Origin of the sequence: uncultured Sphingopyxis sp. (genome assembly GCF_900078365.1) — a bacterium.
GTDB lineage: Bacteria > Pseudomonadota > Alphaproteobacteria > Sphingomonadales > Sphingomonadaceae > Sphingopyxis.
Map to the genome: position 1 here is coordinate 3896025 of NZ_LT598653.1, position 21784 is coordinate 3917808.

At 66.5% G+C, this 21784-nt stretch carries 22 protein-coding genes; 12 read left to right on the plus strand and 10 right to left on the minus strand.

Annotated features, from left to right (window positions below; translation table 11 throughout):
- Positions 1 to 43 precede the first annotated feature (43 nt).
- The gene (locus tag QZL87_RS18100) at positions 44 to 2161 is read left to right on the plus strand and encodes a PBP1A family penicillin-binding protein (protein ID WP_295321818.1); all 2118 of its coding nucleotides are present in this window, start codon (positions 44 to 46) and stop codon (positions 2159 to 2161) included.
- A gap of 74 nt (positions 2162 to 2235) precedes the next feature.
- On the opposite strand, the gene QZL87_RS18105 is transcribed toward QZL87_RS18100, so the two are convergent.
- Genes QZL87_RS18105 through QZL87_RS18115 form a run of 3 tightly spaced genes read right to left on the minus strand, consistent with a single transcriptional unit; the run spans position 2236 to position 4041 of the window.
- Positions 2236 to 2919 (minus strand): M48 family metallopeptidase, encoded by a 684-nt coding sequence (locus QZL87_RS18105; RefSeq protein ID WP_295321821.1) that lies wholly within the window; start codon positions 2917 to 2919, stop codon positions 2236 to 2238.
- Positions 2920 to 2947: 28 nt separating this feature from the next.
- Positions 2948 to 3397: a YcgN family cysteine cluster protein gene (locus tag QZL87_RS18110; RefSeq protein ID WP_295321824.1), complete on the minus strand. Its 450-nt coding sequence runs from the start codon at positions 3395 to 3397 to the stop codon at positions 2948 to 2950.
- A complete protein-coding gene (locus QZL87_RS18115; RefSeq protein ID WP_295321827.1) occupies positions 3397 to 4041 on the minus strand; it encodes an SCO family protein in 645 nt (214 codons plus the stop codon). Before QZL87_RS18115 ends, QZL87_RS18110 begins: the two co-directional genes overlap by 1 nt.
- Positions 4042 to 4130: 89 nt before the next feature.
- On the opposite strand from QZL87_RS18115, the gene QZL87_RS18120 reads away from it, so the two are divergent.
- From QZL87_RS18120 to QZL87_RS18135, 4 genes are all read left to right on the plus strand, one after another.
- The gene (locus tag QZL87_RS18120; protein WP_295321829.1) at positions 4131 to 4751 is read left to right on the plus strand and encodes an ankyrin repeat domain-containing protein; all 621 of its coding nucleotides are present in this window, start codon (positions 4131 to 4133) and stop codon (positions 4749 to 4751) included.
- 394 nt (positions 4752 to 5145) lie between these two features.
- A complete protein-coding gene (gene ribB, locus QZL87_RS18125) occupies positions 5146 to 6420 on the plus strand; it encodes a 3,4-dihydroxy-2-butanone-4-phosphate synthase (RefSeq protein ID WP_295321832.1) in 1275 nt (424 codons plus the stop codon).
- Positions 6420 to 6845, plus strand: a complete 426-nt coding sequence (gene ribH, locus QZL87_RS18130) for a 6,7-dimethyl-8-ribityllumazine synthase (RefSeq protein WP_295321834.1) — start codon at positions 6420 to 6422, stop codon at positions 6843 to 6845. Before ribB ends, ribH begins: the two co-directional genes overlap by 1 nt.
- Positions 6838 to 7461 carry a hypothetical protein gene (locus tag QZL87_RS18135; protein WP_295321837.1) on the plus strand — a complete coding sequence of 208 codons (624 nt, stop codon included), beginning with the start codon at positions 6838 to 6840 and terminating at the stop codon, positions 7459 to 7461. Before ribH ends, QZL87_RS18135 begins: the two co-directional genes overlap by 8 nt.
- A gap of 152 nt (positions 7462 to 7613) precedes the next feature.
- On the opposite strand, the gene QZL87_RS18140 is transcribed toward QZL87_RS18135, so the two are convergent.
- Positions 7614 to 8699 carry an alkene reductase gene (locus QZL87_RS18140; RefSeq protein WP_295321839.1) on the minus strand — a complete coding sequence of 362 codons (1086 nt, stop codon included), beginning with the start codon at positions 8697 to 8699 and terminating at the stop codon, positions 7614 to 7616.
- 194 nt (positions 8700 to 8893) lie between these two features.
- On the opposite strand from QZL87_RS18140, the gene QZL87_RS18145 reads away from it, so the two are divergent.
- The 6 genes from QZL87_RS18145 (at position 8894) to QZL87_RS18170 (ending at position 14006) form a co-directional block, all read left to right on the plus strand.
- Positions 8894 to 9559, plus strand: a complete 666-nt coding sequence (locus tag QZL87_RS18145) for a COQ9 family protein (RefSeq protein WP_295321841.1) — start codon at positions 8894 to 8896, stop codon at positions 9557 to 9559.
- Between the two features lie 83 nt (positions 9560 to 9642).
- Positions 9643 to 10665, plus strand: coding sequence for a RhuM family protein (gene rhuM, locus QZL87_RS18150; RefSeq protein WP_295321843.1), 1023 nt, complete (start codon positions 9643 to 9645; stop codon positions 10663 to 10665).
- Between the two features lie 54 nt (positions 10666 to 10719).
- A complete protein-coding gene (locus QZL87_RS18155) occupies positions 10720 to 10968 on the plus strand; it encodes a FeoA family protein (protein WP_295321846.1) in 249 nt (82 codons plus the stop codon).
- Positions 10965 to 12827, plus strand: a complete 1863-nt coding sequence (locus QZL87_RS18160; RefSeq protein WP_295321849.1) for a ferrous iron transporter B — start codon at positions 10965 to 10967, stop codon at positions 12825 to 12827. The genes QZL87_RS18155 and QZL87_RS18160 overlap by 4 nt, the downstream gene beginning before the upstream one ends.
- 33 nt (positions 12828 to 12860) lie before the next feature.
- Positions 12861 to 13397: a single-stranded DNA-binding protein gene (gene ssb / locus QZL87_RS18165; protein ID WP_295321852.1), complete on the plus strand. Its 537-nt coding sequence runs from the start codon at positions 12861 to 12863 to the stop codon at positions 13395 to 13397.
- 117 nt (positions 13398 to 13514) lie between these two features.
- Positions 13515 to 14006, plus strand: coding sequence for an MmcB family DNA repair protein (locus QZL87_RS18170; RefSeq protein WP_295321854.1), 492 nt, complete (start codon positions 13515 to 13517; stop codon positions 14004 to 14006).
- A 93-nt stretch (positions 14007 to 14099) separates the two neighbouring features.
- Here QZL87_RS18170 and QZL87_RS18175 read toward each other — a convergent pair whose 3' ends face one another.
- The 5 genes from QZL87_RS18175 to QZL87_RS18195 form a co-directional block, all read right to left on the minus strand.
- Positions 14100 to 14714, minus strand: coding sequence for a riboflavin synthase (locus tag QZL87_RS18175; RefSeq protein ID WP_295321857.1), 615 nt, complete (start codon positions 14712 to 14714; stop codon positions 14100 to 14102).
- A 9-nt stretch (positions 14715 to 14723) separates the two neighbouring features.
- On the minus strand, positions 14724 to 15698 hold the full coding sequence (ribD, locus tag QZL87_RS18180) for a bifunctional diaminohydroxyphosphoribosylaminopyrimidine deaminase/5-amino-6-(5-phosphoribosylamino)uracil reductase RibD (protein WP_295321860.1): 975 nt from the start codon (positions 15696 to 15698) through the stop codon (positions 14724 to 14726).
- A gap of 4 nt (positions 15699 to 15702) precedes the next feature.
- Positions 15703 to 16170 (minus strand): hypothetical protein, encoded by a 468-nt coding sequence (locus QZL87_RS18185; RefSeq protein WP_295321863.1) that lies wholly within the window; start codon positions 16168 to 16170, stop codon positions 15703 to 15705.
- A 382-nt stretch (positions 16171 to 16552) separates the two neighbouring features.
- Positions 16553 to 17014 (minus strand): thioesterase family protein, encoded by a 462-nt coding sequence (locus QZL87_RS18190; RefSeq protein WP_295321865.1) that lies wholly within the window; start codon positions 17012 to 17014, stop codon positions 16553 to 16555.
- 7 nt (positions 17015 to 17021) lie between these two features.
- Positions 17022 to 18848 carry an aminopeptidase P family protein gene (locus tag QZL87_RS18195; protein WP_295321868.1) on the minus strand — a complete coding sequence of 609 codons (1827 nt, stop codon included), beginning with the start codon at positions 18846 to 18848 and terminating at the stop codon, positions 17022 to 17024.
- Positions 18849 to 19063: 215 nt separating this feature from the next.
- Between QZL87_RS18195 and QZL87_RS18200 the strand changes: the two genes are divergently transcribed.
- Positions 19064 to 21079, plus strand: a complete 2016-nt coding sequence (locus QZL87_RS18200; protein WP_295327038.1) for a S9 family peptidase — start codon at positions 19064 to 19066, stop codon at positions 21077 to 21079.
- Between the two features lie 93 nt (positions 21080 to 21172).
- Here QZL87_RS18200 and QZL87_RS18205 read toward each other — a convergent pair whose 3' ends face one another.
- Positions 21173 to 21781 (minus strand): HAD family phosphatase, encoded by a 609-nt coding sequence (locus tag QZL87_RS18205; RefSeq protein ID WP_295321871.1) that lies wholly within the window; start codon positions 21779 to 21781, stop codon positions 21173 to 21175.
- Between the last annotated feature and the right edge of the window lie 3 nt (positions 21782 to 21784).

Sequence of the window (21784 nt, forward strand, 5' to 3'; positions counted from 1 at the left end):
TAGCGGCACGCCCCGTGGTGGTCCGCCGCGCTGGCGCACGTGGTTGCGCCGTGCTCTTCGCTGGGGCCTCGGCCTCGCGGTCGTCGCCCTCGTCGCGCTCGGCGTCGCGGTCGGCATCGCGGTGCAGCGGATGCCGAGCTTCGAGGAGCTCAAGAAATCGCCCGCGGGCCAGACGATCCGCGTCCGCGCCGCCGACGGCACGGTCTTTCTGTCGCTCGGGCCCAATTACGGCCGCTGGCTGACCCTCAGGGAAACGCCGCAGGTGATGCAGGACGCGATGGTCGCGGTCGAGGACCGCCGCTTTCGCTATCATCCGGGGGTCGATCCCGTCGGCATGGCGCGCGCCGCGGTGTTCGCGGTGCAGAATTACGGCTCCGGGCGCCGGATGCAGGGCGCCTCGACGATCACGCAGCAGCTCGCGCGCAACATCTTCCTGTCGAACAGCTATACCTGGGCGCGAAAGATGCGCGAGATGGTGCTGTCGCTCGCGCTCGAATGGAAATTCTCGAAGGACGAGATCCTCGAACTCTATCTCAACAAAGTCTATTTCGGCGGCGGCAGCTATGGCATCGATGCCGCGTCGAACAGCTTCTTCGGCCATAGCGCGACCGAAATGTCGCTGTCCGAGGCCGCGGTGATCGCCGGGCTCGTCAAGGCGCCGTCGCGCTATTCGCCGACCGCCGACGCGCAGGCCGCTTTGGGCCGCGCCGGTGTCGTGCTCGACGTCATGGCCGATGCCGGGGTCATCACCCAGGCGCAGGCCGACGCCGCTGAGCCCGCCAATGTCCAGCTCGCGAAGGAAACCGGACAGAATAGCGCGCGCTATTTCACCGACTGGGCGCTGCCGCAACTGGACATGCTGATCGACGAGGGCAGCGAAGCCTTGGATGTCTACACCACGATCGACCTCGGCATGCAGCGTGCGGCGACCGCGGCGATCCAGGCCGACACGCCAAAGGGCGTGCAGGGCGCGCTCGTGTCGCTCGACCGCGACGGCGCGGTGCGCGCGATGGTCGGCGGCCGCGATTATGTCGCGTCGAACTACAACCGCGCGACGCAGGCGCTGCGCCAGCCGGGGTCGGCGTGGAAATTGTTCGTTTATATGGCGGCGCTCGAGGCGGGGTATAAGGTCAATGATCCGGTCGTCGACGAGCCCGTGACGATCAACGGCTGGAGCCCCCGCAACTCGTCGGGCCGCTTCGCGGGCACGATGGATCTGCGCAGCGCCTTCGCCTATTCGGTCAACACCGTCGCGGCGAAGCTGGGCGACGAAATCGGATTTTCCGCGGTCGCGAACATGGCGCGCCGCTTCGGCATCACCACGCCCATCAACACCCACCCCTCGATGGTGCTCGGCAGCGCCGAGGTGCGCGTGATCGACATGACCGCCGCCTTCGCCGCCGTGGCGCGGGGCGGCGTGTCGGTGCAGCCCTATGGCATCACCAAAGTGACGACGGCGGGCGGCGAATTGCTCTATCAGCGCCCCGCCGAGCGCGGGCAGACGCTCGTCGATCATTGGGTTGCCGCCGGGATCACCGATCTCCTGCAGACCGCGGTGAACACCGGCACCGGCCGGGCGGCGCAGATCGGGCGGCCCGTCGCGGGCAAGACCGGCACGACTTCGAGCAACAAGGACGGCTGGTTTTTGGGCTTTTCGAGCGGGATCACCACCGGCGTGTGGATGGGCCGCGACGATGCGAAACCCGTCGGCGGGCTCCAGGGCGGGCGGGCGCCTGCCAGGGCCTTCGCCGACTATATGCGCGTCGCGGTCGCGCGGCGTCCGGTCGAGCAGTTCGACACCGAAGTCGTGCTGCCCGAATGGCAGCTCGAGGACGAGGACGAAGCCTATATGGGCGAACCCGGCGAAGAAGGGTTCGTCGACGAGAATGGCATGCCGATCGAGCTGCCCTATGACAGCCGCCCGCCCGAAACGACCGGACCGATGCCGCCGCCAGCCGACGAAGGTCCGGTGCTCGACCAGCAATGGATCGAGGAGCAGACCGGACGCCGCCCGCCCGCACCGGCCGAGGATGGCGCGGCGCCGCGGAATGGCGCGCGCCAGAACGGCGGGCAGCCCAAGATCGTCACGGTGCCGAAGCTCGTGCCGCCGCCGACAGCGCGGCCGTCGCAGCAGCGCCCGCCGTCGGAGCCTTTGGAGTAGGGCATAGCCGTCTCGGATTGATGCGCCTTCTGCTCTTCTTCGCCGGGATGACGATTCAAGCGGGGGCGATCGGGTCAGGCCGTGAAGCGATAGCGGTGGAGTCCGCGCCCTTCGCGGCGCAGCCAGCCGCGCGCCGCCGCGACGTCGCCGTCGTGCAGCTCGTCGACGAGCGCGTGGAACGCCGCGCCATGGTCCATGTGGCGCAGATGCGCGACCTCGTGCGCGACGGTCGCGCGCCGGACATGGTCGGGCGCCAGGATCAGCCGCCAGCTGTATCTAAGGTCGCCGTCGTGGGTGCAGCTGCCCCAGCGGCTGCGCGGATCGCCGACCGCAACGCGGCCGACCGTCAGCCCCGCGGCAGCCGCGATGTCGCGGCTCTCGCGCTCCATCAGGTCGAGCGCCTCGGCCTTCAGCCAGCGTTCGATACGCCGTCCGAGCGTTTCGAGCGGGCCGCCGACGTGCAGCCGCTCGCCATCGAGGCGGATCGCGCGCGGCGCGGCGGGCGCCCAGTCGACATGGCGTTCGATGCCGCGAAAGGGCAGCGCCGCGCCGGGGCCGACGAGGATTGGTACGACCGCCTTGCCGAGCTGTTCGGTGAGCCATGCCTGCTGCTCGCCTGCCCATGTCAGCGCCGCGCGCTCGCTGGCGCGGCGCGGCACCGTCAGCCGCAGTTCGCCGCGCGCGCCGTCGAAGACGAGGCGGTAGCGGCGCGACTGCGCATGGCGCACGACGCGCACCGGCCAGGCTTCGCCCGCCACCCAGATGTGAGGCCGGCCGGCCGAAGGATCAAATGACGCGTTCGACAAGATGATTCTCGAGCGGCCCCGCGACATCTTCGCCGACCGTCCAGCCGACGATCGACTGCCCCGCGCGATGCACCGCGTCGCGATCGCCGCAGACGAGATAATGCCAGTCGGGCAGCGGTTCGCCCTCGGCGCGCAGGCGATAGGCGCAGCTTTGCGGCAGCCATTCGAGATCGTCGACCTTGGCCCTGGTGAGCGTCAGGCAGTCGGGAACGTGGCGGCGGCGATGCTTGTAATCGCTGCAGCGCGCGGTCGTCAGGTCGAGCAGACGGCACGCGACATTGGTCGGATAGATGCGGCCCGTATCCTCATCCTCCAGCTTGTGCAGGCAGCATTTGCCGCAGCCGTCGCACAGCGCCTCCCATTGCCCGGCGTCGAGGCTGGCGAGCGGCGCTTCCCAGAAGGGGCGCTGCGATGTCGCCCCTGCCGCCATCACTTCACCCACTTCGCCAGCTCGGCCGCGACCTTGCCCGGCGCGCCCTCGTCCATGTCGGACGACGGGTCGTCGAGCGGCAGCAGCGCGAGCGGCTTTCCGTCGGGATCCATCAGGAAGGCGAGCTGGCTGTGCGCCATCAGATAGCGGTCGGGCGCCGAGCCCGGCACCTTGTTATAGGTGACGACAAAAGCCTTTGCGACGCTGGCGATCTGTTCGGGCGTGCCGGTCAGGCCGAGCAGGCGCGGGTGATAGCGCGCGACGAAGGGCTTCAAGGCTTCGGGCGTGTCGCGTTCGGGATCGACGGTGATGAAGAGCGGCTGGACCTTCGCCCCGCGCGCGGCGTCGGCCTTTTCGAACTGCGACAGGCCGCGCATCAGCTTTTGCAGATCGACCGGACAGATGTCGGGGCAGAAGCTGTAGCCGAAATAGACGAGGCGATATTGGCCGGCGAAATCCGTATCGCGGACGGTCTTGCCATTCTGGTCGGTCAGCGTGAAGGCCCCGCCGATCCGCGCGCCCTCGAGCGGCGGCTTGGCGGGCGCGCCTTCGCCCGAACCGCTGCATCCTGCGAGCGCGGCGCCGAAAGCGAGGATCAGGCTTGCACGGACCAGCCTTTGTCCCATATTTGCGATATTCATCATGCGGCCAGCCTTGGTCGGCTAGCCGCCGAAAATCAACCATTGTCGTCGCGCGGCGCGACGGACAAATTGCCCCAGGGGGTCGCCCGATCATGTTTCGACGCGCGGAATTCCGCCTCGCCTCTTGTCTCCTCATGCTGCTCGCGGTCGCGGGGCTCGTCCATCCCGCGCAGGCGCAGTTCCGCGGCGGCTATGCCTTTCTGCAAGCGGTCGAGAGCCGCGACGGGACCAAGGCGACCGAGGCGCTGAAGGACGATCCATCGTTCGTCAACACGCGCAATCCCGACACCGGCGAAACCGCGCTGATCATCGTCGCCAAGCGGCGCGACATCAGCTGGCTGCGCTTCCTGCTCGCCAAGGGCGCCGATCCGTCGATCGGCGATCGTCAGGAGGTGACCCCCCTGATGCACACCGCGCTCATCAACTTCACCGACGGCGCCGAAGAGCTGCTCGACCGCAAGGCCCCCGTCGATCAGACCAACCGGCGCGGCGAAACCGCGCTGATCCTCGCGGTACAGGCGCGGAATGTCGCGATGGTCCGGCTGCTGGTCAAGCGCGGTGCCAATCCCGACAAGGCCGACCATATCGCCGGCATGTCGGCGCGCGACTATGCCAAGCGCGACGACCGCAGCGGACGCATTCTGGCGTTGCTAGAAGCCAAGGCCGATGCGCCGGAGCGCGAGTTCGGCCCGACCTTCGGCCCCAGCAACTAGGGCATGATCGTCTTTGACTGAATAAGCTGTGTGCTCCCGCGAAGGCGGGAGCCCATCTCCGGTCGGTGCTATTTTGAACCCACAGGAGATGGGTCAGTATCGGGTTGACCATGCCCCGCATGGTCAAGGATCGTCCGGGGGACGATCCGACCCGATGCTCCTTCGCGGGGACACGGGAAACGCTGTAACGCTTCAGTCAAAGATGATCATGCTCTAGGCGGCCCGGTCCCCGACCGTATCGCAATGCTCGTCGCCCCCGCGAAGGCGGGGGCCGCAATCGGCCGTTCCCTTCACCGCTGCGCAAACCGGCGGCGACCGCCGCCTTGGCGGGGCGACGGGCCTTCAATGTGATGACTCGATTGACAATCACATTATGATGTGAGACATGGTGATCATGTCCATACAGCTCATCGATCGCATTCGCGCCATCGTCGACGACGGGGCCATGTCCCGCTCGGGCCTCGCGCGCGCCGCGGGTCTCCACGCCAACAGCCTGCGCGACCTCGACTCGCCGGGCTGGAACCCCACCGCCGAAACGCTGCGCAAGCTCGAAAACTGGCTCGCGAACGGCAGCGACCTGTCGCCGATGGCGAGCCCGGAGGAAATCATCGCCGAGGCGCGCAACGGCCGCATGTTCATTCTCGTCGATGATGAGGATCGTGAGAATGAGGGCGACCTCGTCATCCCCGCGCAGATGGCGACCCCCGACGCGATCAATTTCATGGTCACCCACGGGCGCGGCCTCGTCTGCCTGACGCTGACCAAGGCGCGCGTCGACACGCTCGGGCTCGAATTGATGAGCCGCAACAACGGCACTCGCCACGAAACCGCCTTCACCACCTCGATCGAGGCGCGCGAAGGCGTGACGACGGGCATTTCGGCGGGCGACCGCGCGCGCACCGTTGCCGTGGCGATCGACGCGGGCAAGACCCGCGACGACATCGTCACCCCAGGCCATATCTTTCCGCTGATCGCGCGCGACGGCGGCGTGCTCGTGCGCGCCGGCCATACCGAGGCGTCGGTCGACATTGCCCGTCTGGCCGGGCTCAACCCGTCGGGCGTGATCTGCGAGATCATGAACGACGACGGCACGATGGCGCGGCTCGACGACCTCATCCCCTTCGCGCGGCGCCACGGGCTCAAGATCGGGACGATCGCCGACCTCATCGCCTATCGCAACCGCAGCGACCGGCTGGTCGAATGCGTGTCCGACGAACCGTTCGAATCGGATTATGGCGGCGACTGGCGTTTGAAATCCTATCGCAACAAGATTGACGGCAGCGTCAATCTGGTGCTGCAAAAGGGCCCGGTCGATCCCGAAGGCGTCACGCTCGTGCGGATGCACCCGGTTTCGATCTTCGACGACATCATGGGCCGTCCGGGTCCGAAGAAGCGCCGCCTCCAGCGGTCGATGGATGCGATCGGCGAGGCCGGCGCGGGGGTGATCGTGATGCTGATGCGCCCGCTCCCCGGCTCGGCCGATGCCGAGGCGCTGCCGCCGCCGACCGGCGGCATGGACCTGCGCACCTATGGCATCGGCGCGCAGATCCTCGCCGACCTCGGCGTCCACGCGATGGAACTGCTCACCCCCACCCACAGCAATATCGTCGGGCTCGAAGGCTATGGTCTGTCGGTCGTCGGCGAACGCCCCATTCCCGGAGAAGCCTGATGGCACATGTCCTGATCGTCGAAGCCCGCTTTTATTCGCACCTCAACGATATGCTGCTGGACGGCGTGCGCAGCGCGCTCGACGCTGAAGGCCACAGCCACGAAACGGTGACGGTACCCGGCGCATTGGAAGTCCCCGCGGCGATCTCGCTCGCCGCCGACAGCGGGCGCTACGACGCCTATGTCGCGCTTGGCGTCGTGATCCGCGGCGAGACCTATCATTTCGAGGTGGTGTCGAACGAAAGCGCGCGCGGCATCATGGCGCTGACGCTCGATGGCCTTGCCATCGGCAACGGTATCCTCACCGTCGAGAATGAGGAACAGGCGCTTGCGCGCGCCGACAAGACGCGCAAGGATAAGGGCGGCGAAGCGGCGAAGGCCGCGCTCGCGATGCTCGCGCTCAAGGAACAATTCGGCATTGGTTGACCGCCCGCCTCCCAGCCGCTTCTCCGTCGTCGAGCGCGGCGGGCGGCTGGTGGTGATCGATCGCGAAACCGGGCAGACCCCGCCGACGGCGGCCGAACGGATGGACGCCCATGATCGCCGCATGGGGACCGAGCCGAACCGCCCCGCGGCGCGGGCGGCTCCGGCCCGTGCCGAGACGATCCTCGACCTTGCCGAAGCCGCTCCGGCGCCGCCGCGCGCCGCGCCGCAACCGCCGAACGATGGGAAGGCGGCGGCGGCGCCCGCGATGAACCGCAAGCAGCCATGGGCCCAGCAGGCGAGGGGAAAGGGACCCGCCCGCATCCCGCAACGCCCGCAGTCTCAATCGCGAGCCGGCGACCGGAAGACGATCGTCACGGCGAAATGGTGGGATGCAAAAGGGCCGCGCACGATCGAACTGGGTCAGCAGGCGCAGGCCGAACTGACCGGCCGCCTTATGTTCCTGTTCTTTGGGGTGGTGATCGCGGCGATCGTCATCGCCTTCATCGCGCCGCTACTGTTGTTCGTCGGCGCATTCCTGCTGTTCCGCTTCGGCGGCAATTTTCTCGGGCCGATCGGCGCCGCTATCGTCGACAAGGCGCTCGCCGAGCGAAGCTAGCTTGAATATCCTCCCTGTGGCCGAAGGCCATGGGGAGGTGGCAGCCCGCAGGGCTGACGGAGGGGCAAGGACGCGACGCCGTTGCCCCTCCACCATTCGCTACGCGAACGGTCCCCCTCCCCATCGCTTCGCGACTGGGAGGATGAGGCAGTTCACGCCGTTTGCAGCGCCGGATAGTCGGTGTAGCCAACCGGCCCCGGGGCGTACCAGGTCTGCGGATCGTCCGCCGCCCATTCGGCGCCGTTCCGGATTCGCTCGACCAGATCGGGGTTGCCGATGAACGGCCGGCCGAAGGCGATCGCGTCGGCCGCGCCGTTCGCAAGCGCCTCGTCGGCGAGCGCGACGGTATAATCGCTGTTGAGGATCAGCGGCCCCTTGAAGGCCTGACGAATCGCCGGCGACTGCTTCGGCACGTCGGTCCGGCCGAACGTGCCGTCGGGTCCGGGCTCGCGCAGTTCGAGGAAAGCGATGCCAAGTGCGTCCAGCGCCGCGGCCGCCGCCGGGAACAATTTTTCGGGCGCGCTGTCGTCGACGCCCTGCGTGTCGCCGTTGGGCGACAGGCGCACCCCGACGCGATCCTTGCCCCAGACCGCGATCAGCGCCTCGGTCACTTCGCGGAGCAGGCGGATGCGATTCTCGACCGGACCGCCATAATCATCGTCGCGCAGGTTCGACCCGTCGCGCAGGAACTGGTCGATCAGATATCCGTTCGCGCCGTGCAACTGCACGCCGTCGAATCCGGCGCGCTTCGCATTTTCGGCGGCATGCGCGTAATCGGCGATGACGCGCGGGATTTCGCCGAGCTCGAGCGGACGCGCGACTTCATATTCGCGGCGGCCGACCGGCGTGTGCGCCTTGCCGGGCGCCTGCGTTGGCGACGCCGAAACCGGCGGCTTGCCGTCGTTGAACACCGAATGGACGACGCGGCCCATGTGCCAGAGCTGCGCGACGATGCGGCCGCCCGCTTCATGCACCGCCTCGATCACCGGCTTCCAGCCCTCGACCTGCGCATCGGTCCAGAGACCGGGCGCGCTCGGCCAGCCGAGCCCTTCCTGCGAAATGCCCGTGGCTTCGGAGATGATCAGCCCCGCCGACGCGCGCTGGCGGTAATATTCGCGCGCGAGCTCGTTCGGCACGAAGCCGGGTCCGGCGCGCCCGCGCGTCAGCGGCGCCATGATGATGCGGTTCGGCGCGTCGATCGCGCCCAGCTTGATCGGATCGAACAGTGATACGGCCATGGTTCCTCCACGTTTCACGTCTTGGCGGCGGCCCCTGCGGTCGCCGCTATGGCCCGCAAAACTATGAACGCAGCGGCGCCGGCACAATGGTGAGTAGCAAAAGAAAATCTAAATGACAGCGAAGAACGCACGCGTCGACAGGCGCGGGTGCTCGCGCGGTTGCCGAACCGCGCGGCGCGGCCTATCTGAAGCGCATGGCCTCCATATTGCCCGCCGACCCGACCCTCGACGAGATTCGCGCCGCGCTCGCGCCGCTGATTGCCGCCTCGGCGGCGTTCGACGGCTTCGGCGACGCCGCGCTCGCCGATGCCGCCGCGCGCGTCGGCGTCGATGCCGACGTTGCGCGCCTCGCCTTTCCCGGCGGTGGGCGCGATATGGTCGACGCCTGGTTCGCCGATATCGACCTGGCGATAGAGGTGCGCTGGCCCGCCGAAAAGCTTCGGGCGCTCAAGATTCGCGAGCGGATTACGACGCTCGTCGAAACGCGCATCGACCTGCTCGCCGTAAACCGCGAATCGCTCCGCCGCGCGCTGGCGCTGCTCGCGCTGCCGACCAATGCGCCGCACGCGGCAAAGCTCGGCTGGCGCGCCGCCGATCATATGTGGCGGCTCGCGGGCGACACCGCGACCGACTATAATCATTACAGCAAGCGCGCGATTCTCGGCGCGGTCTACGGATCGACGATGGCGGTGTTCCTGAACGACGAGAGCGAGGATTTCGCCGACACGCGCGCCTTCCTCGCGCGCCGCATCGATCAGGTGATGCGCTTCGAAAGCTGGAAGCACCGCCGCGCCGCGCGCAGCATCGAACGGCCGAGTCTTGCGCGCTTCGTCGGGCGGCTGCGCTATCCGGGACGGTGAGCCTTAGGCGGATTTGACACTGGCGTAGCAGCCAGCCCCCTGCTAGATTTGTTCACTTTCTGTTCGAATCGAGGCTTTGCAATATGTCGGATATGGAGCCGGTGCATCTCCAAGAGGACGAAACCACAGGAGATCGATTTCTCGTCTATGGCGACGCCGCGGGGGTAAACGTAGAAATTAGCTATGATGGCGATCGCCTCTGGATGACGCAGGCCCAAATCGCCGAGCTTTTTGGCCGCGACGTTTCGACAATCTCCAGACATATCGCCAATATCCTCCAAGAGGAGGAACTCGACGAGAGCAATTTGCATAAAACGCAAATTGCTTCATCGACGAAGCCGGTCACCTTCTACAGCTTGGATATGGTCATCTCGGTCGGCTACCGGGTTGAATCGAAGCAAGCGACGCTATTTCGCAAATGGGCGACCGAAAAGCTCGTTCAATTTGCGACCAAGGGCTTCGTCATCGACGCCGCACGGTTGAAAAGTCCCGACAATCGGGATCGCATTGCCGAACTCAAGGAAATCATTCGCGACATTCGGTCGGATGAAGCCAATGTCTATCGCGAATTGCGCGCCATTTGCGCGATGTGCCAGGATTATGACGGGACGTCGCCGGCGTGGCGGGATTTCTATCGGAATACGCAGGCCAAGCTGATCTATGCCGTCTGCTCGAACACCCCTGCCGAGGTCCTACGCCTTCGCGCCGATGCCGGTGAGCCCAACATGGGCCTGCAAAGCTGGCCGAACGCGAATATCCGCAAGGCCGACGTCGGTACCTCGAAAAATTACCTCGCGGAAGGCGAGATCAGGGAACTCAATCGGCTCACGACCATCCTTCTCGATATTTTCGAGGATCAGGCTGACATTGGACGTCTGACATCGATGGCGCAGGCCGGCGAATTGCTGGACCGGCAGCTTTCCAGCTTGGGGCGGGCGGTTTTGCGTTCCGGCGGCAGCGTGTCGATGACCGACGCGGCGCGGCATGCCGAGCGAGAATATGAAAAGTTCAAGGCGGCGCAGCGGCAGCTTCGGCACGAACAGGCCGATCGCGACATTGCGGCGATCAAGGCGGCGCAGAAGGATTTGAAGAAGCCCGGGCGCTGACGCGTTTCGATAAAGGACTGGCGCTCGGCGGTTGTTATTGATAATCGCTCGCAAATGACTGCCTTGCTCGACAAATCGCCCTTGGGCGTGATGGTGCGAATCGCCCGGATCGACTGGAACGCCATGTCCGACGACGAGGGACGGCGCCTTCGCGAATTCGGCCTGATGGAGGGCAGCGAAGTCACGCCGCACCATCGCGGCAGCATTTTTTCGCGCGATCCGCTCGCGCTGACCGTCGGGCGCATGAAGGTGATCATCCGCGCGCGGCAAGCCGCGGCGATCGAAGTGGAGCCGGCGGCATGACGGCGGCGATTCCCTCGGTCGCGCTGGTCGGCAATCCCAACGCCGGCAAATCGAGCCTGTTCAACGCGCTGACCGGCGCACGGCAGAAGATCGCCAATTATCCCGGCGTCACCGTCGAGCGGAAGGCGGGGCACGCGAGCTTCGCCGACGGCCGCCCGCTGTCGCTGATCGACCTGCCCGGCACCTACAGCCTGACGCCCGCGAGCCTCGACGAGGCGGTGACGCGCGACGTCGTGCTCGGCCGTCAGGCGGGCGAGACGCGCCCCGACGCGCTGATCGTCGTGCTCGACGCCGCGAACCTCGACAATCATCTGAGCTTCGCGCTCGAACTGCTCGCGCTCGATCTGCCGACCGTCGTCGCGCTCAACATGGTCGATCTCGCGGCGCGCGACGGGCTGACGCTCGACGCCGAACGATTGTCGAAGGAACTCGGCGTGCCCGTCGTGCCGACGGTCGCGGTGCGCAAGCGCGGATTGACCGAGTTGCTTGCCGCGGTCGACGGCGCGATCCGTTCGCATGCCGCGGGTTCGACCACCGCTCCAGCCGAAGCCGGCGACGCCGCGCTCCATCAGCGCGCCCGCGCGCTCGCGAAGGCCGCGATCGTCAGCGAAACGCCGGTGCGCCGCTGGACGCAGCGCGTCGATAATATCGTGCTGCACCCGGTCGCCGGGATGATCATCCTGCTCGCATTGATGTTCGTGATGTTCCAGGCGGTCTATGCCTGGGCCGGGCCGCCCGCCGACGCGCTCGAAGGGCTCGTCGGGACGATGCAGACGTGGGTCGTCGACACTATTCCGCAGAATTTCCTGCGCGACCTTGTCGTCGAGGGGCTGCTCGCGGGTGTCGGCGCGGTCGTCGTCTTCCTGCCGCAGATCCTGATCCTCTTCCTCTTCATCCTGCTTCTGGAAGCGTCGGGTTATATGACGCGCGCCGCCTTCCTGATGGACGGGCTGATGGGCAAGGTCGGGCTTTCGGGGCGCGGCTTCATCCCGCTCCTGTCGAGCTTCGCCTGCGCGGTGCCCGGCATCATGGCGACGCGCGCGATTCCCGACGAGAAGGACCGGCTGACGACGATCCTGATCGCGCCGCTGATGACCTGTTCGGCGCGGCTTCCCGTCTATGCGCTGATCATCGCCGCCTTCATCCCCAACCGCGGCGTCGGCGGCACCGGCGTCGGCTTGCAGGGACTCGTGCTCTTCGGCCTTTATCTCGCGGGCATCGTCGGCGCGCTCGTCGTCGCCTTCGCGCTGCGCCGCACGGTGGCGAAGGGCGCGGGCGCGGGTTTCATGATGGAAATGCCGCGCTATCAGATGCCGCAGTTGCGCGACATCGCGCTCGGCCTGTGGCAGCGCGCGTGGATCTTCCTGCGCCGCGCGGGCACGATCATCGCGATGACCACGGTCGTGCTGTGGCTGCTCCTGAGCTTCCCCAAAGCGCCCGAAGGCGAGAGTCAGGTCGAATATAGCGTCGCGGGCCGCATCGCGAGCGGGCTCGAGGTCGTCGTCGCGCCGATCGGCTTCAATCACGACATCGCGCTCGCGCTGATCCCCGCGATGGCGGCGCGCGAGGTCGCGGTCTCGGCGATGGCGACCGCGAACGCGATCGACGCGGGCGACGACGAGGAAGCGATGGCCGAATCGCTCGGCGAGCGGCTGCAGGGCAAATGGAGCCTCGCGACCGCGCTCGCCTTCCTAGCCTGGTTCGTCTTCGCGCCGCAGTGCATTTCGACGATCGCGATCACCCGGCGCGAAACCAACGGATGGAAATGGCCGATGTTCATGGTTGGCTATTTGTTCCTGCTCGCCTATGCCGCTGCTGGTATCACTTACTGGACGGCCGTCGCCTTCGGACTCGGCTGATCCTCACAACTTTTGAAGCGGAGCGGAACGGCGATGGCTGGCAGCGTCAACAAGGTAATTCTCATCGGCAATCTCGGCGCCGATCCCGAAATCAAATCGTTCCAGAATGGCGGCAAGATCGCCAATATCCGCATCGCGACCAGCGAACAGTGGAAGGACCGGATGACCGGCGAGCGCAAGGAGCGCACCGAATGGCATAATGTCGTGATCAACGGCGAAGGGCTGGTCGGCGTCGTCGAACGCTACCTCAAAAAAGGCTCGAAAGTTTATATCGAAGGAAGCCTTCGCACCCGCAAATGGCAGGATCGCGACGGCAACGACCGCTACACGACCGAGGTGGTGATCGCGGGCATGGGCGGCAACCTCACCATGCTCGACGGCGCGCCGGGCGGCGGCGGTTCGCGCGGCGGCGGCGGTGGTGGCGACGAATGGAGCGGCGGTTCGTCGGGTGGTGGCTGGAATCAGGGCGGCGGTGGCGGCGGCTCCTCGGGCGGCGGTTTCGGCGGCGGTTCGAGCGGCGGCGGACGCCCGCCCTTCGACGACGATCTCGACGACGACGTTCCGTTCTGACGCCCACCTAAAACCCGCTCGTGCTGAGCTTGTCGAAGCACCGTCCTTTCTTGTGGCGTCGCGGCGAAGAAGAACGGCCCTTCGACAAGCTCAGGGCGAACGGCATGAGTTGAAGCGATGGCTTTGCAAGCTGGCGTCAATCTCGATCAAGCCATCACCGCCGCGGACGTCGCGCGCGGCGTTTGCCGGCTGTTCGCGCAGCAAGGGCTGGTCGCGATCCCCGAAGTCACGCTGCCCAACGGCCGGCGCACCGACCTCACCGCGATCGACGCCAAGGGCCAGATCATCATCGTCGAGATCAAGGTCAGCCGTGCCGACCTGCACGGCGACGGAAAATGGCCCGACTATTGCGACTGGTGCGATCGCTTCTATTGGGCGCTCGCCGCGGGGCTCGACCCCGCGATCCTCGAAACCGAGGACTATCGCCCCGAAACGTCGGGGCTGATCGTCGCCGACCGCTATGGCGCGGCGGTGGTGCGCGAAGCCGCAAGCTGCAACCTCGCCCCCGCGCGGCGCAAGGCCGAGCTGCTCAGGATCGGGCGGCTCGCGATGCGCCGCTCGATGATCGCGGCCGATCCCGAGCTGGCGGCGGGGTGGGCGGAACAGTAATCGTCGCCCCCGCGCAGGCAGGGGCCGTTAGCCGCCTTTTCCTGCCGCGCTGCGTAAAACGGTGGCGGCCCCCGCCTGCGCGGGGGCGACGGATCAGGAACGCGCCTGCATCCGCGCCAGATAGCGCGCGAGGATGTCGATCTCCAGATTGACCGGCCGCCCCGCCGCCGCCTCGTTCAGCGTCGTCATCTCCTGCGTATGCGGGATGATATTGAGCGTGAAATGCGCCTCGCCGTCCGGCTGGTCGGTCACTTCGTTGACCGTCAGCGACACGCCGTCGAGGGTGATCGAGCCCTTGGGCGCGATATGCGGCGCGAGCGACGCGGGCGCGGCGACGGTGACGGTGATGCTGTCGCCGGCCGGTTCGACCGACACGATGCGTCCGATGTCGTCGACATGGCCGGTGACGATATGCCCCCCGAGCTCGTCGCCGATCCGGAGCGCGCGTTCGAGGTTGAGGCGGCGGCCCCGGTCCCACATCCCCGGCGCGGTGCGCGCGAGCGTCTCGGCGCTGGCGTCGATCGCGAACCAGTTGCCGGTCGCATCCTGCCCCTTGTCGACCACGGTCAGGCACGCGCCCGAGCAGGCGATCGAGGCGCCGATGTCGATGCCGCCGACGTCATAGGCGGTGCCGATGACGAGCCGCGTGTCGCCGCGCTCCTCATGGGCGAGGATGGTGCCGATGTCGGTGATGATGCCGGTGAACATGGAGTTGCCTTATCCTTCTCTGACGCGCTCGTAGACGTCGAGCCGGTCGCTGCCAAGCATCCGGCTGTCGGCGAGGCGCCAGCGTCCGTGCGCGTCGGCGAGATCGGTGAGGCCGATGTCGGCGAGCGCGCGCCTGCCGCCGCCGATCAGGACCGGCGCGCGATAGAGCAAAAGCCGGTCGACGCGGTCGGCGGCGAGGAAGGCCGCCGCGGCGCCGGCGCCGCCCTCGACGAGCAGCGAGTCGATTCCATCGATCGCTTCGGGCGAGGCGACGGCGGTCCAGCCCTCGGGCGCGGCTCCCGAGGTCAGCAACAGCTTTCCCGGGCTGCGATCCTCGAGTCCGGGCAAGCGCACGTCGAGCTTCGGCGCATCGGCCTCGAAGGTGCCGCGCCCGACCAGAATCGCCTGATGGCCCGCGCGTTCGAGATGGCCGTGGGCGCGCGCGCGGCCGCCGGTGATCCAGCGGCTCGAGCCGTCGGCCATCGCGATGCAGCCGTCGAGCGACGTCGCGAGCTTCAGCGTCACGAACGGACGCCCCTCGGTCTGCCGCGTCCACCAGGGCGCCATCGCTGCGCGCGCTTCGGCGGGGAGGAGGTTGAAAACCACTTCGACCCCCGCATCGCGCAGCCGCGCGATCCCGCTGCCGTCGGTGCGCGGGTCCGGGTCCTGCACCGCGGTCACGACGCGCGCGACGCCCGCGGCGATCAGCGCGCCGCTGCACGCGGGGCCGCGCGGGCTCGCGTGGGCGCAGGGTTCGAGCGTGACATAGGCGGTGGCGCCCTGCGCGGCGCGACCGGCGGCGGCGAGCGCCATCGCTTCGGCATGGGGGCGGCCGCCCGGCTGCGTCCAGCCGCGCGCGATGATCCTGCCGTCCTTGACCAGCAGGCAGCCGACATTGGGATTGGGGGCCGATGCGGGCCGCCCGCGCCGCGACAGCGCGATGGCGGCCGCCATCCAGTCGGCATCGGCGGGTGGCCGGCGCATCCGGTCAGTCGGCGGCTTTGGGCGCCGCGCCGCGCGCCGCGCGCTCGGCGAGCGTCGAGCGGGTCTGCACCGGCGCCGGCTTTTTCTTCGCCGCCGCGGCCGCTTCCTCGCCCAGCGTTTCGCGCGTCACCCTGTCGGCCTCGGTCGAATCATATTCGATGCCGAGGCTGTCGGCGAATCGCTGATATTCGGCGCGCTTCTCGGCATTGCGGCGCGTCGTTTCCTTCGCGCGCGCGACCCAGTCGGCGCGAATCTCCTCGGCGCTGCGCGTCGCCTTCCAATTTTCGAAATAGATGATCTCAGCCTTCGGTTTTTCATAGGGGATCAGATATTGTTCGATCCCGTTGAAGACGAGCCAGGTCAGCGCGAGCGCGACCCCCCAGATCGCCCAGCGATGCGGGCGGGGTTCGCGGATATAGGACCAGAAGTCGGACAGGCCGCCGCCGACGTCGATCTTGTTGAACATTCCCATCGGCGCAATTTAGGCGATGTCGTGGCGATTTGCGAGAGGAAGCGGTGCGGCGCGTCGATTGCACCAAATGACGGTAAAAGCCTATCGATTGCAAAAAATGCAATTACGGATGCTCTTTTCGCAGTTGCAACATTCATTGTGCACTGCAATATCACACTTGCCTTTTAGGCATCCTCTCCCAAAACTTTCACGGGCCGCCCTCGGGCGGCCCTTTTTTTCGACTTTTTTGGTTGAGAGGGTCGATTCGGTTTCTTTTGATCGGGCTCGGCCCCGGCCCACTCCCCCACCCGGCCTCCCATAGCCTGCTATCGTCAGGGAGGCCGGGTGGGGGAGTGGGCCGGGGCCGAGCGTTTCCGCAAGGCGGAAACAATTCAATGTCTTATCAGCCCTGCGTCGGCGTCCGCGCTTCGAATCGCCTGACTTCCGCAATGAAGCTTCCGGGCAGCGGCGTCGGCTGGCCGCTATCGGTATCGAGATGGGCGTAGCTGATCTCTATATCCGTAAGGCGTTCGTTTTCGCGGAAAATTCCGCAGTGCAGCGTGAAGCTCGTCCGCCCGAATCGGCTGATTCGCGCTGCGATCGTGATCAATTCATCGAGTCGCGCGGGCGCATGATAGTCGATTTCGCAATGCGTCTCGCGAATATCTGTACCATATTGGTGAAAATAGGGTCCGGGCTGCCCCTCGCCAAGCGCGCGGAAATATTCGGTCACGCCGATGTCGGCATAGACCAGATAATTGGCGTTGAAGACGATATTCTGTCCGTCGATTTCGTTGAAGCGCACGCGCACGCGCTCCTGCACGCGGAAATCGGCGAGCGGCACGGTGCTGCGAGCGTCGGTCATGCGCGCCTCAGGCCGCGAGCGCGGCGGGGGTGCGGTCGAGCGGCGCGCAGGCGGCTTCGAGCCATGCGCGCTCCTCGCCCGCCATGTCCGCACCGAGCTTCGCCAGCACTTCGGCATGATAGGCGTCGAGCCAGTCGGCCTCGGCATCCGACAACAGCGAAACATCGACGAGATTTTGCGCGATCGGCGCGAAGGTGATCGTCTCGAACCCGAGCATGTCCTCCTCGGCGCCCGCGATGCTTTGCGGCGTGACGACGACGAGATTTTCGATGCGGATGCCGAAATGGCCCGCCTTGTAATAGCCGGGCTCGTTCGACAGGATCATGCCGGCGTGCAGCGGCTCTTCGGTCCCCGCCTGACCGCCCGCCGGCTTGGCGATGCGCTGCGGCCCTTCGTGGACCGCCAGATAGGCGCCGACGCCGTGGCCGGTGCCATGCGCATAATCGACCCCGTCGGCCCACAGATATTGGCGCGCGAGAATGTCGAGCTGGCTGCCGCGCGTCCCCTTCGGGAAGCGCGCGGTCGCGAGCGCGATATGGCCCTTCAGCACCTGCGTGAAGCGGCGCCGCATTTCGGGCGTCGGCGCGCCGATCGCGATCGTGCGCGTGATGTCGGTCGTGCCGTCATCATATTGCCCGCCCGAATCGACGAGATAGAGCGTGCCCGCCTCGATCGCCCGGTTGGTCGTTTCGTCGACCTTGTAATGCGGCAGCGCGCCGTTCGGGCCGGCGGCCGAGATGGTGTCGAACGACAGATCCCTGAGCGCGCCGCTCGCGTCGCGAAATTCGCGCAGCTTCGCCGCAGCGCCGAGTTCGTTGAGGCCGCCCTGCGGCGCGACCTCCTCCATCCATTTGAGGAAGCGCGCCACCGCGACGCCGTCGCGGACATGCGCGGCGCGCGTCCCGGCGAGTTCGGTCGCATTCTTGATCGCCTTGGGCAGCACCGCGGGGTCGCGGTGGCGCTCGATCTTCGCGCCCGCGCCTTCGAGCGCGGTGAAGATCGCCGCGACGGCGCGGTCGGGATCGACCGCGACCTTCTTGCCCGAAAGATCCGCGAGCGCCGCTTCGAACGCGCTGCGGTCGTGGATGCGGACGCTGTTGCCGAGATGCGCGCGCACCGCGTCGGTCAGCTTTTCGGGCGCGATGAACAGGTCGGCGGTCGCATCGGCGTGGAGCAGGGCGAAGGCGAGCCCGACCGGCGTGTGGCTGACGTCTCCCCCGCGGATGTTGAAGGTCCAGGCGATCGAATCGAGCGCGGTCATCACCGTCGTGTCGAGCCCCTTCGCCTTCAGCCAGTCGGCTATACCCTCGCGCTTCTCGACCGCGCCCTGCCCCGCGAGCGCTGCGTCATGCACGGTCACCACCGCGTCGCTTGGCGCCGGCTGATCGTCCCACGCGGCGTCGATCGGGTTCGCGTCGACCGCGACAAGGCTCGCGCCTTTGGCAGCGAGCGCCTTCTCCAGCCCCCGCGCCCAGTCGATGCCGTGCAGCCAGGGATCATAGCCGACCTTCTGTCCCGCGCGGACGTTCGCGCCCAGCCACTCGGCGACGCTCGACTGCGGCACGCCGACATAGTCGAACAGCGACCCGTCGACCTGGTCGCGCACCTGCACCGTATAGCGCCCGTCGACGAAGACCGCCGCCTTTTCGGGCAGCACCGCCGCGGTTCCGGCCGAGCCGCCGAAGCCCGTCAGCCACGCCATGCGCTGCGCATATTCGCCGACATATTCGCTCATATGCTCGTCGCTGATCGGCACGACGAAGCCGTCGAGGCCGCGGGCGGCGAGTTCGGCGCGGACGCGGGCGAGGCGCTCGGCATGGATGGGGCTGGACATGGTCGCTTCCTTGTTCCTACATCGCGGGCGATCCCGCCCCTTGGGGCGACACCGCGGGGGATTTTGTGATGCGCGCTATTTGGATGTTTCTGGCGGCAATTGCCACCCCGCTTGTCGCATCGCCCCCTCTGCCTGCCAAAGAGAAAGACGCCGCCTTGACCAGCCCGACCCCTGCCCTGCCCGCCGCGCCCGTCGCGGAAAAGCGCCCGCACGAAATGACGCTGCACGGCAAGACGCTGTCCGACCCGTATCACTGGCTGAAGGACGAAAGCTATCCGGTGATCGATGACAAGGATGTGCTCGACTATGTGAAGGCGGAGAATGCCTATTTCGACGCCGCGATGAAGCCGCACGCCGCGCTCGTCGAAACGCTGTTTCAGGAGATGAAGGGCCGCATCAAGGAAGCCGATTCGTCGGTGCCGCAGAAGGACGGCGACTGGCTCTATTGGGTCGAATATGAGGAAGGCGCCGAATATAAGAAATGGTACCGGAAACCCGTCGCGGGCGGCGATACGCAGCTGATCCTCGACGAGGTCGCGATGGCGGCGGGCAAGGATTATTTCCGCCTCGCCGAGCTGTCGGTCAGCCCCAACGGCAGGCTGATGGCCTATTCGTTCGACGATAACGGCTCGGAGCGGTTCGAAGCGCGCATCCGCAACCTCGAAACGGGCGAGTTGCTCCCCGACACCATCCCCGGCACGCTGTCGTCGCTCGTCTGGACATCGGGCAACGACGCGATCCTCTATGGCCTCGCGAACGAGAATTGGCGCACCGACAATGTTCGGCTGCACAAGCTCGGCACCCCGGTGAGCGAGGATAAATTGCTCTACAAGGAGCCCGACATCGGCTTCGGCGTCGGCATCGGCAAGACCGCCGCCGACAATTATATCGTCATCGCGACGGGCGATAACGAGACGAGCGAAGTCTATCTGCTCCCCGCCGACAATCCCGAAGCGCCGATGCAACTCGTCTCGGCGCGCCAGAAGGGCCGCGAATATAGCGTCGATGAACGCGAGGGGACGCTCTACATCCACACCAACGACGAGCATCCCAATTTCCGCATCGCGACCGCAGACATCAAGACGCCGGGGGCGTGGAAGACGCTGATTCCCGGATCGGATGACAATTACATCACTGGCCTTTCGGTCTTCCGCGACTATTTCGTCCTCGAATCGCGCGAAAAGGGCGTCGATCAGGTCGATGTCCGCAAATATGATGCGCCGCTGACGCCCGGCCGGATCCAGTTTCCGGAGGCGACCTATGTCGCGGGGCTCGGCGACAATCCCGAATATCATCAGGACAAGCTGCGGCTCGACTATGAATCGATGGTCACCCCCGACACGGTCTTCGATTACGACCTCGCCAAGCGAGAACTCGAAACGCTGAAGGTGCAGGAAATACCTTCTGGTTATAATCATGACGATTATCAAACCGAATTGGTTCACATGCCGTCGCGCGACGGCACGCCGGTTCCAGTGTCGCTCGTCTACAAAAAGGGCACGCCGCGCGACGGCAGCGCGCCGATGCACCTCTATGTCTATGGCTCATACGGCTATCGCGTCCCGCCGGGTTTCTCGACAACGCGCCTCAGCCTCGTCGATCGCGGCATGATCTATGCGATCGCGCATGTCCGCGGCGGCGACGACCTCGGCCGCGCCTGGTATCTCGCGGGCAAGACCGATCGGCGCAAGAACACGTTCAACGACTTCATCGACGTCGCCAAGGGATTGATCGCCGCCAAATATACGCGCGCGGGCAGGATCTCGATCGAGGGCCGCTCGGCGGGCGGGCAGGTGATGGGCGCGGTCTATAACGAAGCGCCCGAACTGTGGGGCGCGGTGCTCGCGGGGGTGCCCTTCGTCGATGTGATCAACACGATGGTCGACAAGGACCTGCCGCTGACCCCCGGCGAATGGCCCGAATGGGGCAATCCGATCACCGACAAGGCCGCATTCGACTATATGCTGAGCTACAGCCCCTACGACAATGTCACGGCGAAGGCCTATCCGCCGATGCTCGTGTCGGCAGGCCTCAACGACCCGCGCGTGACCTATTGGGAGCCGGCGAAATGGGTCGCCAAGCTGCGCGCGACGCGCACCAACGACGCGATGCTGCTGCTGCGCACCAACATGGGGGCGGGCCACGCCGGCAAGTCGGGCCGCTGGGGCGCGCTGCGCGAGGATGCCGAAGAGTTCGCTTTCGTACTGACGCAGCTAGGGGTGGAGAAGTAAGTTCTCCTGTTCGTCATCCCGGCGAAGGCCGGGATCTCGTCCTCACGTTTTACACTACCGGCGAGATCCCGGCCTTCGCCTGGATGACGGAAATTACGTCAGAAATTCCCGCGCGATCAACTCGCGCTCCAGCGTCGGAGCATCCACAAACAGGTGCCCCGCGATGCCGGCCGATTCGGCGCCCGCGACATTGGCCGCATTGTCGTCGATGAAGATCGCGCCCGCGGGGTCGATGCCGAATCGCTCGATCGCGAGGGCGTAGATCGCGGGATCGGGCTTCATCAGCTTTTCGGTGCCCGAGACGATAATATCCTGGAAGCGGTCGAACACCGGCTGGGTCGGGCGGAAACCTTCCCAGAATTCATGACCGAAGTTGGTGATCGCGAAGAGCGGCACGCCCGCCTCGTCGAGCCGCTCGACCAGTTCGAGGCTGCCCGGCATCGGTCCGGGGATCGTCTCGTTGAAACGCGTCGCATAGGCGTCGATCAGCGCATCGTGCCCCGGAAATTCGGCCTTGCGCTCGGGCAGCATGGCGGCGAGCGGGCGCCCGGCGTCGTGCTGGAAATGCCACTGCGGCGTGACGACATTGGTCACGAACCATTCGAGTTCCTGCCGGTCGTCGATCAGCTTCGCGAACAGGTGGCGCAGGTCCCAGTCGAACAGCACGCGGCCGACGTCGAAGATCACGCTCTGGCGAATCATAGG

Coding starts and splice junctions, on each gene's coding strand:
- QZL87_RS18110 (WP_295321824.1), bottom strand. CDS start 3,397: ATGGCGGCAGGGGCGACATCGCAGCGCCCCTTCTGGGAAGCGCCGCTC.
- QZL87_RS18115 (WP_295321827.1), bottom strand. CDS start 4,041: ATGATGAATATCGCAAATATGGGACAAAGGCTGGTCCGTGCAAGCCTG.
- QZL87_RS18120 (WP_295321829.1), top strand. CDS start 4,131: ATGTTTCGACGCGCGGAATTCCGCCTCGCCTCTTGTCTCCTCATGCTG.
- ribB (WP_295321832.1), top strand. CDS start 5,146: ATGTCCATACAGCTCATCGATCGCATTCGCGCCATCGTCGACGACGGG.
- ribH (WP_295321834.1), top strand. CDS start 6,420: ATGGCACATGTCCTGATCGTCGAAGCCCGCTTTTATTCGCACCTCAAC.
- QZL87_RS18140 (WP_295321839.1), bottom strand. CDS start 8,699: ATGGCCGTATCACTGTTCGATCCGATCAAGCTGGGCGCGATCGACGCG.
- QZL87_RS18145 (WP_295321841.1), top strand. CDS start 8,894: ATGGCCTCCATATTGCCCGCCGACCCGACCCTCGACGAGATTCGCGCC.
- rhuM (WP_295321843.1), top strand. CDS start 9,643: ATGTCGGATATGGAGCCGGTGCATCTCCAAGAGGACGAAACCACAGGA.
- QZL87_RS18155 (WP_295321846.1), top strand. CDS start 10,720: ATGACTGCCTTGCTCGACAAATCGCCCTTGGGCGTGATGGTGCGAATC.
- QZL87_RS18160 (WP_295321849.1), top strand. CDS start 10,965: ATGACGGCGGCGATTCCCTCGGTCGCGCTGGTCGGCAATCCCAACGCC.
- ssb (WP_295321852.1), top strand. CDS start 12,861: ATGGCTGGCAGCGTCAACAAGGTAATTCTCATCGGCAATCTCGGCGCC.
- QZL87_RS18170 (WP_295321854.1), top strand. CDS start 13,515: ATGGCTTTGCAAGCTGGCGTCAATCTCGATCAAGCCATCACCGCCGCG.
- QZL87_RS18175 (WP_295321857.1), bottom strand. CDS start 14,714: ATGTTCACCGGCATCATCACCGACATCGGCACCATCCTCGCCCATGAG.
- ribD (WP_295321860.1), bottom strand. CDS start 15,698: ATGCGCCGGCCACCCGCCGATGCCGACTGGATGGCGGCCGCCATCGCG.
- QZL87_RS18185 (WP_295321863.1), bottom strand. CDS start 16,170: ATGGGAATGTTCAACAAGATCGACGTCGGCGGCGGCCTGTCCGACTTC.
- QZL87_RS18190 (WP_295321865.1), bottom strand. CDS start 17,014: ATGACCGACGCTCGCAGCACCGTGCCGCTCGCCGATTTCCGCGTGCAG.
- QZL87_RS18195 (WP_295321868.1), bottom strand. CDS start 18,848: ATGTCCAGCCCCATCCATGCCGAGCGCCTCGCCCGCGTCCGCGCCGAA.
- QZL87_RS18200 (WP_295327038.1), top strand. CDS start 19,064: ATGACGCTGCACGGCAAGACGCTGTCCGACCCGTATCACTGGCTGAAG.
- QZL87_RS18205 (WP_295321871.1), bottom strand. CDS start 21,781: ATGATTCGCCAGAGCGTGATCTTCGACGTCGGCCGCGTGCTGTTCGAC.